The organism is Desulfovibrio sp. SGI.230, assembly GCF_050313065.1.
Lineage (GTDB): Bacteria > Desulfobacterota > Desulfovibrionia > Desulfovibrionales > Desulfovibrionaceae > Desulfovibrio.
Map to the genome: position 1 here is coordinate 145,651 of NZ_JBNPKS010000003.1, position 16,173 is coordinate 161,823.

The 16,173-nt window shown below is 59.9% G+C and carries 13 protein-coding genes and 1 tRNA gene; all 14 read right to left on the minus strand.

Going from position 1 to position 16,173, the window contains the following annotated elements; all coding sequences use genetic code 11:
- Positions 1 to 7: 7 nt before the first annotated feature.
- The 14 genes from ilvA to nikR all read right to left on the minus strand — a co-directional run bounded on the left by ilvA (position 8) and on the right by nikR (position 16,021).
- Positions 8 to 1,549, minus strand: a complete 1,542-nt coding sequence (gene ilvA / locus ACQRAG_RS04495; RefSeq protein WP_168934453.1) for a threonine ammonia-lyase, biosynthetic — start codon at positions 1,547 to 1,549, stop codon at positions 8 to 10.
- Between the two features lie 453 nt (positions 1,550 to 2,002).
- Entirely contained in the window at positions 2,003 to 2,428 is a 426-nt protein-coding gene (locus tag ACQRAG_RS04500) for a hypothetical protein (RefSeq protein WP_168934454.1), read from the minus strand.
- 1 nt (position 2,429) lies between these two features.
- The gene (locus ACQRAG_RS04505; protein WP_427803645.1) at positions 2,430 to 3,716 is read right to left on the minus strand and encodes a thioesterase, FlK family; all 1,287 of its coding nucleotides are present in this window, start codon (positions 3,714 to 3,716) and stop codon (positions 2,430 to 2,432) included.
- A 617-nt stretch (positions 3,717 to 4,333) separates the two neighbouring features.
- Positions 4,334 to 5,959 carry a response regulator receiver domain gene (locus ACQRAG_RS04510; protein WP_427803646.1) on the minus strand — a complete coding sequence of 542 codons (1,626 nt, stop codon included), beginning with the start codon at positions 5,957 to 5,959 and terminating at the stop codon, positions 4,334 to 4,336.
- Between the two features lies 1 nt (position 5,960).
- Positions 5,961 to 8,867, minus strand: coding sequence for an ATP-binding protein (locus tag ACQRAG_RS04515; protein WP_427803647.1), 2,907 nt, complete (start codon positions 8,865 to 8,867; stop codon positions 5,961 to 5,963).
- Positions 8,868 to 8,870: 3 nt separating this feature from the next.
- Complete coding sequence (locus ACQRAG_RS04520; RefSeq protein ID WP_427803648.1) at positions 8,871 to 9,959, minus strand: DNA cytosine methyltransferase; 1,089 nt, start codon at positions 9,957 to 9,959, stop codon at positions 8,871 to 8,873.
- Positions 9,956 to 10,489 carry a very short patch repair endonuclease gene (locus ACQRAG_RS04525; RefSeq protein WP_427803649.1) on the minus strand — a complete coding sequence of 178 codons (534 nt, stop codon included), beginning with the start codon at positions 10,487 to 10,489 and terminating at the stop codon, positions 9,956 to 9,958. The genes ACQRAG_RS04520 and ACQRAG_RS04525 overlap by 4 nt, the downstream gene beginning before the upstream one ends.
- 773 nt (positions 10,490 to 11,262) lie before the next feature.
- A tRNA-Thr gene (locus ACQRAG_RS04530) sits at positions 11,263 to 11,338 on the minus strand.
- A 62-nt stretch (positions 11,339 to 11,400) separates the two neighbouring features.
- Positions 11,401 to 11,784, minus strand: coding sequence for a hypothetical protein (locus tag ACQRAG_RS04535; protein WP_168934455.1), 384 nt, complete (start codon positions 11,782 to 11,784; stop codon positions 11,401 to 11,403).
- Positions 11,785 to 11,865: 81 nt separating this feature from the next.
- Positions 11,866 to 12,960 carry a tRNA glutamyl-Q(34) synthetase GluQRS gene (gene gluQRS / locus ACQRAG_RS04540; protein ID WP_427803650.1) on the minus strand — a complete coding sequence of 365 codons (1,095 nt, stop codon included), beginning with the start codon at positions 12,958 to 12,960 and terminating at the stop codon, positions 11,866 to 11,868.
- Positions 12,961 to 13,078: 118 nt separating this feature from the next.
- A complete protein-coding gene (locus ACQRAG_RS04545; RefSeq protein WP_006006353.1) occupies positions 13,079 to 13,588 on the minus strand; it encodes a rhodanese family protein in 510 nt (169 codons plus the stop codon).
- A 71-nt stretch (positions 13,589 to 13,659) separates the two neighbouring features.
- Positions 13,660 to 14,535, minus strand: a complete 876-nt coding sequence (locus ACQRAG_RS04550) for a C40 family peptidase (RefSeq protein WP_289615876.1) — start codon at positions 14,533 to 14,535, stop codon at positions 13,660 to 13,662.
- A 275-nt stretch (positions 14,536 to 14,810) separates the two neighbouring features.
- Entirely contained in the window at positions 14,811 to 15,602 is a 792-nt protein-coding gene (gene folE2 / locus ACQRAG_RS04555) for a GTP cyclohydrolase FolE2 (RefSeq protein ID WP_006006345.1), read from the minus strand.
- Complete coding sequence (nikR, locus tag ACQRAG_RS04560; protein WP_006006341.1) at positions 15,602 to 16,021, minus strand: nickel-responsive transcriptional regulator NikR; 420 nt, start codon at positions 16,019 to 16,021, stop codon at positions 15,602 to 15,604. The genes folE2 and nikR overlap by 1 nt, the downstream gene beginning before the upstream one ends.
- Between the last annotated feature and the right edge of the window lie 152 nt (positions 16,022 to 16,173).

The window sequence follows — 16,173 nt, forward strand, 5'->3', positions numbered from 1 at the left end:
GCATCAGTTAGTTGTCGTGATGCCAGCCCAGGAACATCTTGTAGGCCGGGTTGTCGGTCTCATCCACATGCGGGTAGCCCATACGGTCGACGCGGGCCAGGAACTCCTCGAAGTCCTCGCGCCGCTCTTCGGGAACTTCCACCCCCAGCAGCACGCGGCCGAAGTCCGCCCCGTGGTAGCGATACTGGAACAGGGTGAAGTTGTAGGTCACGCGCATGGCGTCCATGAAATTGAGCAGGGCACCGGGCCGCTCGGGGAAGAAGAAGCGGATCAGGCGTTCGTTGTGCACCTGGGGCGCGTTGCCGCCCACCATATGGCGCAGGTGCAGCTTGGCCAGCTCGTTGTCCGTAAGGTCGCAGGCGCTGAAACCGGCAGCCCGCAGGTCTTCCAGCACGGAGGCCACCTCGTCGCTGTTCTTGATGTCGATGCCCACCAGCACATGGGCGTTGACCGGGTCGGCGAAGCGGGTGCACAGCTCGGTGATGTTGCGGCTGCTGATGGCCTGCACCAGCTGGCGGAAGCTGCCCGCCTTCTCGGGGATGGTCACGCCCAGCAGGGCTTCGCGGTTGGCACCGAAGCGCGCCCGTTCGGCCACATGGCTCAGACGGTCGAAATTCATGTTGGCGCCGCTGACCACGGCCACCAGGGTGGTGTCGCGCAGGTTGCCCGCGCGGGCATAGGCACGCAGACCGGCCAGGGCCAGCGCACCGGCCGGTTCGGCCACCACGCGGGTATCTTCAAAGATATCCTTGATGGCGCCGCAGATGGCGTCCGTGTCCACGGTAATGATGTCGTCCAGCAGGTCGCGGCAAAGGGCGAAGGTCTCCTCGCCCACCAGCTTCACGGCCACGCCGTCGGCGAACAGGCCCACGTCCTTGAGCTCCACACGATGCCCGGCCATGATGGAACGGCGCATGGCGTCGGAGTCCACGGGTTCCACGCCGATGACGCGGATCTCGGGCCGCAGGTTCTTCACATAGGCGGCCACGCCGGCGGCAAGTCCGCCCCCGCCGATGGGCACGAAAATGGCGTGAATGGGGTCGGGATGCTGACGCAGGATCTCCATGCCGATGGTGCCTTGTCCGGCAATGACATCGGGATCGTCAAAAGGCGGGATGAACACGTAGCCGGTCTCCTTGATGAGATCCAGCGTATGCCGCCAGGCATCGCTGAAAGACTCACCGAACAGCACCACCTGTCCGCCCAGACGGCGCACGGCATCCACCTTGATGGCGGGCGTGGTCACGGGCATGACGATGACGGCTTCGCATCCCAGACGGCGGGCGGCCAGGGCCACCCCCTGGGCATGGTTGCCGGCCGAGGCGGCGATGACGCCGCGGCGCAGCTCTTCGGGAGAAAGACGGGCCATCTTGTTGTAGGCGCCGCGCAGCTTGAAGGAAAACACAGGCTGCAGGTCGTCCCGCTTGAGCAGCACGCGGTTGCCCAGGCGGCGGGAAAGGCTCACGGCCTCATCCAGCGGGGTCTCGACGGCCACGTCGTAGACCCGGCTCAACAACACCTTGTTCAGGTACTCGCTATGATTCGACATGGAAAACATCCCTTGTAAAAACGGTGCGCCTGCTCACGCCAGAGGCAGGCGGAATCTTTGGAGCATATACCCATTACACACGCCCCACAAGGGGCCGGGGAGCCGCCTTTCCGCAGGACAACGGCTTTTCCGGCCACGGATGCCCCTGCGGCCTCCCCTATCCCTGCAACGCGCTCCCGTCCCGCAGACGCTGCGTCCCTTTCCTCAGGCCCGTCACGTCCTCCTGCATATGAGACGGCAGCAGACATGCCCCGGGCCCGAGCCCGCCCTCTCTCCCACGGGCCGCCACCTGACGGAACCAGCCGCACATGGGCCTTCCTGCCATAAAAAAAGACCGCCATCCCAAGGACGACGGTCTTTTTACACAAACGGTCTTTTCCTGCCCCGTCAAGAGCAGTCCACCTGCGCCTGCGATCGCTGTCCCGCCCCAGCAGGAAGCGGTACGGAAGCAGGCTATTTTTTCAGGGCCAGCGAATCCACGATGGCCTGGGCCTGGGCATCATCCACCTTCCCGGCCAGCAGGACGAGCACATGCCGGTCAGCTCCCAGAGCCAGCACGCCCCGCATGGGGATGTTCCCCGCATGGCCCTGCATCTCGTAGACATCATCGGCCCGGGGCCGGACATCCGGCGCATCCAGCATCTTGCGGTACTCCTCCACGATGTCGGCGCGGCTGCGCGTACCGTTGAGGCCCGTCACCAGGCTCACCATGATGCCGGCATCCGGGGAAAGCATGGTCACGGAGCCCTTGTCCTGGGCCTCGATGGTCCAGCCCTCGGGGATGTCCACCGTGAAGAAACTGTCCGCCCCCAGGGGCGAGGCAAGGACGGGCACGGCCCCCCAGAGGAAGCAGCACAGCAAGATAGCGCAATATTTCATTTTATTCATGCTTGCCGCGGGTCTGGGCGCGGCTCTGGAATTTTTCCCTGTCCACCACCACGCGCTCGTGGGTGCCCTCTCCGATGGGGCCTACTTCGTCATAGGCAGCCACGGCAAAGGTCAGGCCGCGCCCGTTGGCCGAGACCGCCGTCAGCTTCGCCTCAAAGCGCACCTTCATGCCGCAGGGGGTCGGCGCCATGTGGCTGATGTCCACACGGGTGCCCACGCTGGTCATGCCTTCGGGCAGGCAGGGACGCACAGCTTCCATGGCGGCCCGTTCCATGCCCATGATCATCATGGGCGTGGCCAGCACCCGGACCTCGCCGCTGCCCACCTGCGCGGCCAGCAGCCCTTCTTCCACCGTCGTTTCCCACTGCCCTGTCATCCCGGCTTTCGGCATGGTCTCCATGATGTCCCTCCCTGTTGCGGATACGGCTGTCTTCTGTTCCTGAACAGGATCGGCCTTCCTGTCAAGCCGGATGCCCCTGTGCTCCGACAGCCAGTGGTACCAGGCAGCCACATCGCCGCGCAGACGGTCATCGAGGCGGGCCAGCGCCGCCTCCCGCAGATCCTGCGGCACACCGCCGTAAAAAGCCTCGGCTATGCTCCCGGCGATGGCGGCCTGCGTGTCGCTGTCGCCGCCCAGCCAGACGGCATTGCGTACGGCCTCCTCGAAGGAACGGCTTTCCAGAAAGGCGATGATGGCTTCGGGGACGGACTCCTGACAGCTCTCCTTGTGACGGTACGCGGGCCTGATCTCGGCCAGGCTGCGGGCCAGATCATACCCGTAGCGGAAAGAGACATAGTCACGGATGGCATCCCGCCCGGCACCGTCCCGGGCCAGGAAGATGGCTGCGGCCGTGGCGCAGGCCCCCTTGATGCCTTCGGGATGGTCATGCGTCACGGAGGCGCTCAGGGCCGCATAACGCTCCGTTTCTTCCAGACTGTCACAGGCCCAGCCCACGGGCGAGACACGCATGGCCGAACCGTTGCCGAAACTGTTGTACGGCTCGCGGCTGCCTGTGACGATCCAGCGGAAAAAACGCTGACCGTAGCCCGCCCGGCTGTAGGCACGGCCATATTCGTGCATGGCGTCGATGAAGGCCTCCCGGCAGGCCTGTTCCTGCCCGTAGGCCTGCATCAGCCCCCGGGCCACGGCCACGGTCATCACCGTATCGTCCGTGAAACGGGAACAGGGAGAAAACAAAGGAAAGGCCTCCGCAGCCCCCTGCCACGGATGGAACTCGTAAGGACTGCCCACCATGTCACCGATGATGGCTCCCAGCATAGGCTTTTTTCCTCCTAGTACTATTTGCCTATGGCCGAGTACATCGACCGACGGAGAATTCCCCGCGTAGCACAGCCATATTTTCGATGGATCTGTGAGGCAGGGCTCGTTTTTTCCGTACTATCCGGAGTTAACTACATATTATGAATATTCATGGTCATACGCCAAGGAATTCTGCCATAATGTCCTTTGAAAGGAAGGCGAGGTATTGCACAGAGCTATTTGTCACATATCGGTATCTGATACGGCAAGGAAAAGGTCACGATGATTGATATGGATTCGGAGTCGCCCGACCTTTCCTGCGTTCTACTTTCCGATGATCGCCGTCCCGGCTATGGCCCGTTCGACCGGCCGGTGGAATTTGAAGACGCGAACAGAAAAGCCTGGATTCCCCATGTAGAGCCACCCCCGCTTATATTGGGACTATGCACCTAGAATCGGGGCGTAATCATCTCCCCCCTTCTCTCGGGTGGATATTTCTTCCGCCTTTGACGCGTTTTTCAGACGTACGCCATCCCGCGACCCGACGTTCGTCGTCCGTGCCGGCGGCGACCGGAAATGGGCGAAACGTCCAGCAAGTCTCCATGTTCGCCGCGCGAGGCATGTTTTTTTCGACGTCAGGCGGAAGGCTTCTCGATGAAGTCCAGCCCTATACGGCTGTGCCACGCTCCCACCCTGGCCATGAGGCGATGCGCGTATTCCGGCCGCAGTTGCGCGACGATAGTAATTTTCACCCCCTCAAACTTCGGCTCATCCTCTCCCGACTGGGGAGGAAGCATTCTGTAATAGAGGGAAGCATCCTCCTGCAAAAAAAAGTCATGTAGTTGAATGCTCAGGGGATCGACGAGGGCAACCTTTACGGAACCGTCGGCGCTGAACAGTATATATCTATTGCTGTTTAAATCCTTTAGTTTTTTTTCGCCGCAGGGGGTCAGACTGACGCAGCATAACTTCTTCCATTTGTCCCTGGCGAGATCGCATTCCGGAGAAACACAGACATAATAGTTGGAAGAATCCTCTGTGGAGAAGATGGTTCCTGTCGTGACTTTGTCGGGAATATCCGGTTCGTTGCAGATGAATTTGTTCAAATGGGCATAGGGATCGTCCCCTTTATTGGCAAAGGCCTTTTCCAGCCCATGAACGAAGCCAAAATTTTCCCCTCCGCATTCCTTTCCGATACATGCCAGCAGTCCCGTAAGCGCCGTCTGTGTGTCATCGGACAGGGATGAGGTGGCTTTGCGAAAAAGCACTCCCAGGATCTTGTCCAGCGCAAGAAGGCCTCCTTCCCGACTCCGCGTGTCTCCCGCATTGTGAATGGCGGCGAAAAGAGCGGACGCCTTGTCTTCATTCGTCGGAAGCATTTTATCTATATTCTCGTGAATATGGCGTCGCAGATCGACCGCGATGATCCATGCGAGAATATTCATGGGGGAAGGCGGATCTTTGAGTAGACCTCTTTCCAGCTTTTCGAGAAGTGTGTCGATGGTCGCGCCCCGAAGGACGCCTTCCTCTGCCCGGGAGACGCCCTCATTATTTTTCTTTACAACGACAATGAACAGGTTGTTATACCGAAAACATGGGACGTCGTTCAGCGAGTTTTGCTTAGGACAATCATCATTTCCTTCCCCCGTCGGCATGTTGTCCTTATCACCATCTTTTTTTCTTCCCGTCAGCTCGCTGTGAATATGCTCCGCCACCCCCTCTGCTCCGTCATGAGTATAGATGATTACCGGCTTGAAGCCTTTTTCCCGGGACAACTCCCGCAAAGCATCGATGGTTTTCTGCTCGCTGTCGTGGATACGGTAGTCGAGCACCAGCAAGTCCGCCCGCTTCCAGAAATCTTTACCCGCAGGATAGTCGTTCAGAATATCCACGAGCAGTCCTTTTCTGTGACAGGATTCGACGAGCTGCAAAACGCGATTATCCTCAGCCGGGGTTGCCGTATAACCTGCGCCGCTCTCCGTATCGGTGGCGGAGGTCGTTGAGGTCGTGAACTGCGGTGCGTCGGGGTCCGTCATCCCGGCGACGTCTTTTACCTCAGCGTCCGCAACGGTATCGTTTTTCCCCTTCAGCAGCGTTTCAAGAGTGGGGAATTCGTCGTCGATGAAGACGACGCTCCTGATGGAAGCGATATGGAACTCGCGTGTCAGCTCCCTGATTTTGCTTCCGACCTCATCCGCCATCGGCGTTTCAGGGGCATCATCCATCTTCGACATTTCAGCGTCCTTGCCCGTCATCGACATTTCAGCGTCTCCTGCGTTCAATGATAAAATTTGCGCCTTCAAGGATATGCGGATCGTCTTTGCCGGCATAGCGGATATCGTATCCCGCCGCGCGCAGATTTTCCCTGCAGAGATAAAGCCCTATGCCCCGGCCATTGTGCCGTCGCGTGAAAAACATCTGGAAAAGGTGCTCGACGTCGTCCTCGTCCACGCCCGGACCGCTGTCGGAGACGAATATTTTTTCGTCTCTGTAATCAAGACGAATGATGCGCCGGCTTTTTTGTCCGACCCAGTAAAGAGCATTGTTCACCAGATTTATGAAGGTCGGATAAATACGGGACGGAAGATCGACGATGGTCATTGCGCGAAAAGCGTCCGTCGCCGCGAAGTCGATATGTTCTGCGTTGAAAATCCCGCCGAAGAAGCGCCGTACATACTCTTCCACTTCAAGTCCCGTTATCTCCAGCTTGTTGCGATAGGAGTTCTTTTTCAAAGGCGAGAGGAAGCGCAGGCGATCCACCAGCGCATTATGCGCTTCCCGAACCTCTCTGTATGTACGCAAATTACGCACTTCGCGCGGCATGGCGTCCAGATTACGCCGCACTTGGGACTCCAACGCTTCCAGTTCGTGCCCGATGATTTCCACCGTGATGCCGAGCTGCGCCACGGAGTGCAGCATCTCCATTTTTTCTTCCAGCTGCTGATTACGCTCATCGATGGCCTGAAAGGCGTCGCCCAACCGGATATGCTCCGCCAACTGCTCCAGGCCGTCGACGATGGGATCGTATTTTTGCTGGAAAACAGTCTGCAATTTCGAAAAATCGGCGTCGAGTTCGCTTGAAGCAGATTCGAAACGACCGTCCGCATCGAATCGTTCAAAGACGGGCAGGGCTCTCTTTCTGTACGCTTTGCGATCTTCTTCGCCCAGACCGCGCCAGTGAGAGGCAATGTCGCCCGTAAGCCGATCGATACGTTGCAACTTTTTTGATATGAAGGAGGAGAGCCGCGCTTCGTTGCTCTGGATTTTTTTGAACAGAACTTCGCGGGGGCTGCCCAGCAGGCCGGAGGCCTCGAAAAAGGCCATACGACTTTTCATGGATGAGAGGATGGTGCAGAATTCCACGTAGGCATCACGATAGCGGCGATAGTCGTCGTCCGTGATGCCGGATCGCGACGGCCGAACGGGGAGACGCAGCTCTCCTTTCAACGCTTCGAGCGCGTCGAGTTCTTTTTTCAGCCGCAGAAGTTGTTCCCGCTCCGCCGAGTCTCCGGCGTGCTGCAGTTCCGCCTGCAGGGCCCGGGCTTGTTTTTCGGCCTCGCTCATTCGCGGAGCGACGCGACGGAAGGCTTTTTTATAGACGGAACGCGTGCGCTTTCGAGCCTTTTCCGCCTCCTTGGCCATCAGCTGTCGCTGCTGCTGGATTCCCGGCAGCTCCGACTTGCGGATGTCCGAATCGGAGCCGAAATATTTGCGTGCCACCGTCATCAGAAGGTTGATGACGAGGCGCTCGAATGTCCGGCGCGCCTTGTTGGCCACAAGACCTTCGCGACCGGCCTTGTCCTTCAGATTCGGATTGTTTTCGGCGGAGATGAAAATTCCGCCGCAACAACGCCGATAGGAAAAGAACTCGCGGCCGGCATGTTTGGTTCGGCGTTCTTCCAGCAGAAAAAGATCGCCGTCGGCGCGCCCGTAGGGCAGGACGCGCAAACCGTCACGGTAAAGACAAATCCCGCCGTAGCTGTCGAGCTTCGCTTGAATGGTTTCAAACTGCTCGTCGGAGTGCGTGGTGTTTTTCTTGTCGAACTCGATGGTCGCTAAGCGAAATTTGAAGGGGCCGACATATTCCCTTCCGGAAGACGACAAAAGCTCCGACGGCGGGACGATCATCTCGCCCCGATCCCGACCGAACGCCTTAACGCACCCGGAAAAAACGCCGTTTTTGTCGAACTCTCCCTCAATGCAATGCTCGCATTCGCGCAGTTCCTCCAGCGTGAAGGCATCCTGAGAGGAGACGGCGGCGAACACCCGGTCGCCCAGATGGCTCACCAGCTCATAGGAAAAGTCGTTTTTTGCGACATCGTAAGGATCGACGAAGTTGACGAGCGTCTCCCGCATGCTGCCTCTGGTCGCCTCGATATCCGGATTGTCCAGACCTTGATAAGTCCAGCTGCGCAGCTCGTTGTTGCAGTCGAAACAGAACAGCGCCGTACCGTGTTTGTCCGAATCCGGATTCGCCTGCAACAAACGCCACCAGGGCAGCACATGATCCCACGTGAGATGAAGATCGGACGGCACGGCGAGGATGCGCTCTTCGGTCGTCGTTTCTTCGGGAGATTTACGGCGCTCCAGTTCCGCAAACCTCTCCCAGGCATCTCGGGTGCGAACATCCGCATCCGCCAGATTGCTTTTCATCCCCTCCGTCAGCCGATTGATAATGCCGGGGAACTCGTCAAGACCGCCGAATTCGGCGAGGGGAAAATGAACGTCCGAAATAAGCAGAAACGGATTTTCAAAAAAACGCCAGTCCACAAGAAGCGCGGCGTAGGGACGCCGGATTTTTTTGGTGACGATCAGCGTCACCGGCGATAGAAAGGCCGCGGAAAGACGGCCGATGCCCTTTTCTCCGAGGCGCACACGCGGTGACAACCCGAACATTTCCTCCGGCGGCACGTTTTTTCCGACCTTGCTTTCCGTCCCCACGACGAGCCATTTTTCTTGAAGATCGGAGAGACTCATGCCGCAGCCGTCATCGTAGATGCCGGCAAGAGGGGGAACCCCATCAAAAATATGTAGCGCCACGTTGCGGGCGTAGGCATCGTAGGAATTTTTCCATAACTCGCTGACGGCGGTGGGCGTATCCGCTATCTGTCCGCGTCCGAGATGATCGATGGCCCGTGCTCTTGTTTGAAATGCTGCGGAGATGGACATATGTCACCTGCGACTATCTGTTATCATGGAAAGAATCGACCGCAAAACCGCCTCCCCGAGCCTTATGGGAACGGCGTTGCCTACCTGTCTGGCGGCGCTCATCACCCCCCCGGTGAAAATGAAGTCATCGGGAAAAGTCTGCAGGCGTGCGGCCTGACGCACCGTTATGCCATGATGCTCCGTTGGGTGCAGAAATCTCCCCTTGGAAGGATTGATGCAAGCCGTGGTCATGGTGGGCGCGGGTTTCGAGGGATCGATGCGTCCGTATACGTCCTTGTGCCCGTCATGATTTTCGTGACACGGGAGAACTCGGCAGGAATCCTTTCTGCTGCCCCCGTTGGGAGGCGTGGAGCGAAAAACCTTCAGCAGCGCCTCTCCATGGTTCATATGGACGTCGTTGGCATCACCCTGCGGCGCCGGATGGAGAAACGCTTCCGCAGCGGGATGCCAAGGCGCCAGGCCGGGAATAGGAGAGGCCGGGTTGCAATGGGTGGGCGCGGGCGGCCACGTCGGGTTGCACGGCATTTTATCCTTCCACCCGAGAATAAAGACGCGTTTTCTGCGTTGCGGAACACCGTAATCGCACGCATTAAGTACGACGGGCGGACAAACGTCGTAGCCGGCCGACGCGGCTTCCGCATAAAATTTTTCAAGATGGTGCTTGTGCCGCGGCCACAACAGACCGACGACGTTCTCCACAAGAAACGCCGTGGGACGCAGAGCGCGAACGAAATCGAAATAACGTATCAGCAACTCATTGCGGGGATCCTTGACGCCGGAATCCTTAAGGCGCAAAGAAGAAAAGCCCTGACACGGCGGCCCTCCCATCAGGATGTCCGGCACGGCTCCCTCCGGAAGAACCGCCAGCATTTTTTCCGGCGAAATATCGCGGATGTCCCCCTCTAACATCACGGGAGGCGACGGAAATCTGGAAAAATATTTACAATAGGAGCTACAGGCGTTCGGGTCGTTTTCAAGCGCCGCAAGCACATGGATGCCCAAATTGCGGGCGGCAAGCGAAAAGCCCCCGGCGCCGCAAAAAAGATCTATGGCCGTAATCCGACGGCACGCGGCGTCTCCGGTGGATTTCATCGGTGAGATTCCCCCATATGCGGCGCAAGAGAGTATTTCCGCTCGTTCGGCAGGCATTGTCTGATGTATTCGCATAAGGCTTCCCGATTTTTCAGCTCGCATTCCCAAATGACGAGGACCCTCCAGCCGAGTTCTGCCAACTCCTCTGCAATGTGGGCATCCCTCTTTTTGTTCGCCGTCAATTTCTTTTGCCAAAAATCCGTATTCGTTGTCGGAAGTTTCGCCCGCTTGCAACCGTCATGCTGATGCCAAAAACAACCATGAACGAATATCACGGTCCTATACTTGGGGAGGATGATATCCGGCGTACCCGGCAAGTCCCTGCGGTAGAGGCGAAAACGATATCCCATCGCATGCAGAAGAGAACGTACGAACTTTTCCGGCCCGGTATCCCTGCTTTTGACGCACGCCATAACGGAACTTCGTTTTTGAGGCGAAAATCTATCCATAACGCCACCATACCGATGACCGCAAGTTGAAGCAAGAATCGTTCCCGAGGAGAGAGACCGGCGTATCCACGATTCCGCCATGCCTTTTATCGGCCGTGCCGCCAACACCGGTAGGGAACCTACGACATCGACAGAATGCCGGGGTATACGGACCACCTCCGGAGTTACCTCATGTGAAGGCCCTCTGTCGACATCGCAGCCGAAGAGCCTATCCAACGGATACTAAAAACGCACGGCAACAAGCTACCGCCGTTCTATAACACATCGATGGAAAAGACGGATTATGCGGTTATCGAATCCACAAAGACAGCCGCTCCTCGTAGCCATTACGCAAGGAACGGCTTTTCGACTTCCGCCATCGGCCCGTATCCCTCACGCCGATGCCCTATTTATTCGCCCGAACCGTATTGTCCGTTTTCCGGCAGCCTCACGAGTCTCTGCACTTCTCTGAGCCTGACGAATCGTACGGAGAGGGCCAACTGACAACCGTCGAATCAAGTCTAAAACTACCCCTCTCCCATTGGGAGTATGTATATGCGGATACGCCCCAATTCGTAGGCCAGACGCCCGAGGAAGTGAAAATCGTGCACCCGCAGACGGATACAAAATCCCACAGGGGAAGATCGACTGCGGCACACGCCTGAATTCCGCAGACTCCCTGCCGGTCCGGGCCGATAACGCCGAACGAAGCCGGGGGGCAAAGCCCCAAAAATCTGCCATATCTTACAATTACAATCTAGCGTGCAAATTGCTGCCGTTTGCCGCGCCGGGCAACTCTCGGCTACACTCGTTGGGGACAATCCCGCGAATACGAAAAAGCCCTCACGGAGATTTCCGTAAGGGCTTATTTTTTATGGAGCCAGCTAAGAGACTTGAACTCTTGGCCTGCTGATTACGAATCAGCTGCTCTACCAACTGAGCTAAGCTGGCGGACGGCTTGTTGTGTCAAAATATGGCCGGACTGTCAAGCGGAAATATGCCCGGCCCCGGGATCAGTCCGCAGTCCTTTCCAGATACAGGGGGATGACGTGCAGGCTGCGGCTGACTTCCTCGGTATGGCCCAGCCACCAGCGGACCTTGTCGCCGGGCCAGCCCAGTTTTTCCGCCACGGCACGGGCCACGCCCGCCACATTGAGGATGGGATGGCGCTGGAAGACCTGCGGCAGTCCATAGGTCAGATTGCAGGCAAGACATTTTCCGGGACGCTGATGCAGCTCAAAGGCCAGTTCCGCCTTCCCTTCTCCTTCGGAGCGGCAGACCAGAACGATGTCATAAGCGCCTTCCTCAGCGCCGCCGAACAGTGCGTCGAAAAAAGCCTCAGTGCGTTCCGGAGGGAACACACTTTCAAGAAAGGCCTTATCAAGAACCTTGCTCATATTGCCTCCAGCCCGACAACGGGCAAGAAAATTTCAAAAGCTAAAGATAGCGTTTTTTTTCATAAAAGACAAATCCGCCCGTCAGCAGGGCAGGCACAGGGGCCGCAGCCAGTCCGGCACACAGGGCAGGTCCCGCAGGCAGACGTCCTGCCGGGGCAAGCGCTCCAGCCGGAAATCCGCCAGCAGATCCGCTGCCGCCAGCGGTCGCATGTCCGGGCGCAGGCCTGCCAGACGGGCCAGCACGCCCACGATCTCCGCCGCCGCGACGCCCTGGCGGCGCAGCTCGCGCACCCCCAGGCTCTGATGGCGCTTGGCCAGCCGCTCCCCCTGTCCGTCCAGCAGCAGCGGGATGTGCGCATAGGCGGGCGGTTCGAAGCCCCACAGACGCAGCAGGGCCAGCTGGCGCGGCGTGGACGTCAGTATGTCGCGGCCCCGCACCACCTGGGTGATGCCCATCAGGGCGTCGTCCAGGGCCACGGCCAGCTGGTAGGCCACCACGCCGTCGGAACGGCGCAGGGCAAAATCGCCGCCGCAGTCCTCCAGAGTGAAAGATTGCTCACCCAGCAGGCCGTCCTGAAAATGGAAACGTCCCTCGGGGCAGCGCAGGCGCAGGCAGGCACGCCGCCCCTGTGCCTCGCGCTGGCGCCGTTCTTCCGGGCTCAGATGACGGCAGGTTCCGGGATAGGGGGCCCCGGCATCATCCACATGGGGGGCTCCGGCCAGCTGGCGCAGCTCCTTGCGGGTGCAATAACAGGGATAGACCAGCCCGGCACGGTCCATGGCATCCAGCGTCGCATCATACAGGGCCGCGCGGGCGCTCTGGAAATAAGGGCCGCACGGGCCCTCCTCCGCCATGTCGCCCGCGTCCGGGATGGCACCGTCCACGGCCGGGCCTTCGTCCCAGTCCAGCCCCAGCCAGCGCAGATCCTCCACCAGAGCCCGGGCATATTCGGGACGCGAACGCTGGGGGTCGATGTCCTCCATACGCAGGACCAGCGTCCCTCCGGCGCTGCGCACCGCCAGCCAGGCCAGAAGGAAGGCCCAGGCATTGCCCAGATGCATGTAGCCCGTGGGGCTGGGGGCCAGCCGTCCCCGCACGGGACGGGAAGAGGCTGACGGCGCAGGATGGTAACGATAGGCTTGCAGGCTGCGGGGCAGTGCGCAGGGGATGGTCATGCCGCCTCCGAAAACGCCCGTACGGGCCGTCTGTGTATCATGAAGGATATGAACGAAAGGGGAAGGGCCCCCTGACAGGAGCGCCCTTCCCCTTTGGGAAAATCTGTCTGCGCGGAGACTATTTCTTGTTCCACGGCATGCGGGCCAGCAAAAGACCCAAGCCGCAGAAGCCCGTCACCCCGGCAAAGACCAGGCCCGCGCCCACGAAAGCGCTCAGCCAGAGCCACTGGGGCCAGGCAAGGCTCAGGGCCAGGCCCAGCAGCACCATGCCGCCCGCGCCGATCTGGATCTGGCGGAACATGGGCAGGCTGCGGCGGCTGCGCACCACGGGGAGACCGGCCTTGTCCCAGGCCGTGGCCCCGCCTTCCATCTGCCAGGCCTCACCGGCGGCCAGCTGTTCCAGAAGGTCGCTGTTGTTCTTGGTGCGGCGGCCCGAGTTGCAGGTGAAGACCACGGGCTTGTCCGTCACGGGGCGGAAATCCTGCCAGCGGATGACCGACAGGGGGGCGATCTCCGCGCCTTCGATGCGCAGGGACTCCACTTCATCAGGTTCGCGTATGTCCACGAGCCGGATCTCGCCGGCTTCCAGTTTCCTTTTGACATCCTGGGGGCTCATGAGAGGAAGCATGATCGACTCCCGTATATGCCGGGCCCGGGGCCCGGGTCATGCCGCCCTCCCGTTGCGGACGAAAGGACGAACTATTTCTTGGTATTGCGTCCCTGCTTGCCGGAGCTCTTCTTGCTGCTGCTCTTTTTCTGGACGCTGCTCTTGCTTTTGCTGCGACTGCTTTTCTTGACGCTGCTCTTCTTGCTGCTGTCCTTCCGGCTGACGCTGCTCTTGCTCTTGTTGCGGCTGTTGTTCTTCTTGACGCTGCTCTTCTTGTCCCGCGAGCTCTTCTGGCTGACACCGGCCTTGCTCTTGCTGCGGCTGTGCGAGATCTCGCGCACGGCCTGCTCTTCGGCATAGGCGGCCATGCGCAGTTCCTCGGCACTGAAGGCGTCGCTGCCTTCCACGCGCCGGGCTCCCATGAAGGTAGTTCTGAAATACGGGTCGTCAAGGCTGTTGATGCGCACGCGCGTCCGGCGACGGGGGCTGTGGACGAATTTCCCGTCCCCCACATAGATGCCGGTATGGTAGCCGCGGCGGGGATGGTGGAAGGCCACGATGTCACCGGCGCGCATGTCTTCCACGCGGGTGATGCGCTTGCCTACGGCCGACTGTTCCCGGGCCGTGCGCGGCAGGTTGATGCCCACGCTCTTGTAGGCCCACTGGACGAGGCCGGAGCAGTCGAAGCCGCCGGGATTGCGCCCGCCGGGCACATAGGGGGTACCGATGGCGGAACGGGCCACCTGCACGGCCTTGGCCTGCCGGGGACCGCCCTCCTCGGCGCTTTCATCGAAAACGGCTTCATAGGAGCGGCGGAAGCGGGCTTCCTGCGCCGCGCGCTGGCGCTGCGCATACCAGGATTCTTCAGGATAACCGGAAGAGCCGGACCCGGAATGGGAGGCGCAACCGGCGCTCAGGGCCAGCAGGCCCATGGCAAGGGGTATCAGCAGTCTTGGGACAAGACGCATGCTTTCTCCGGGGTAAGAAATCGCAACCAAAAACGGGGGAAAGGGCCCGGGCGGCAGGGAAAAGCCCCGCATGCCGCCGGCAAAGGGACAGTCCCTGAGGGGGACAGGACGACGGCCGGACAGCCTGCCCTGCCCCAAGGCCATACGAAACTTGGGCTTGAGAGTATTAGCACAGGCTGCTGTCAAGTGTAAAAAACTTTTTGGGAAAAATTTTTTGACCGCAGTATCGTGCAAAAAAAGGAAGCCGGGGCTCTCCCGGCTTCCTCAGGTGTGGGCTAGGCCTGTTCGTCCTGCGTTCGCAGGTCGCGTTCGATGCAGGCAAAGGCATTGTGGCTGTGGATGGATTCCATGCTCTCCACTTCCACGCGGAACCAGCGCACATGCTCGTGCTCCGTCAGGCGCTGGGCCACGTTGCGCACCACGTCCTCCACGAAGGTAGGCTGGGCGAAGGCGTGCTCGGTGACGTATTTCTCGTCCTCGCGCTTGAGCAGGGTGTAGACGGCGGACGAGCCCGAAGCCTCGGCCATCTCGATGAATTCCTCGATCCAGCTGAAACCCGACATGCGCACGGCCAGATGGATCATGGTGCGCTGGCTGTGCGCTCCCTCGCGGCTGATGGCCTTGGAACAGGGGCACACGGTCATCACGGGCACGTCCACTTCCAGCAGGAAGGACTGGCCCTTCTCGTCCAGCTCGCCGGTCAAACGGCATTCATACGAGATGATGCTCTTGATGCCCGACGAGGGCGCGGGCTTGTGCACGAAATAGGGGAAGCAGAAGCGCACATAGGAACGGCGCGCTTCCAGACGTTCCTTGACCGTGGCCAGCAGGCGGCGCACCGACTGGTAGTTGATTTCGTCGTTCCATTCTTCCAGCGCTTCGATGAAGCGGCTCATGTGCGTGCCCTTGAACGAGGCGGGCAGATCCACACCAAGGTCCACCCGGGCCACGGTCTGGCGGCTGCCCTGGGCGCGGTCGCGCACCAGCAGGGGCACGGTGATGCCGCGGATGCCGACGCGGTCGATATTGATGGGAACCTTGGGGGCATGGCGTTGCACGTCTTCCATTATGCGAGATCCTGTCCTGTAGTTGTACCGCTGAAGGTGCCGTGCTTGACACCCTTGCAGGAAATGAGCTTGTCGGCCAGCGCCCGCACGCGGGCGGCCTCGCCTTTGAGGATGAGCACCTCAAGGCAGTTATGATGGTCCAGATGCACATGCAGGGTGGCGATGATGATGTCATGCTCGTCGTGCTGCATCTGGGTCAGGCGGCGGGCCAGGTCGTTCTTGTGATGGTCATAGACCAGGGTCAGCGTGCCTGCGCCCTGGCCGTCGGCCTGTTGCCACTCCTCGGCCACAAGGGCCTTGCGGATGAGGTCACGGATGGCTTCGGAGCGGTTGCTGTAGCCCTTGACGGCGCACAGGGCGTCGAAAGGTTCCAGCAGCTCTTCATCCAGAGAAACACCAAAACGTGTCAGTTTTCCCATTGTTCGCCTCATGCGGCCGGGACACCGTCCGGCGGTGCCCGGTGGTGAATCTAGCAAAATCTTCCTGAAAATCCAGAGGCCTTTCCCCCCCTGCCCGCCGGAGGGGCGCCTTTCACGAAAAAACGTGCCGGGAAAGGGGCGGACAGGCCGGA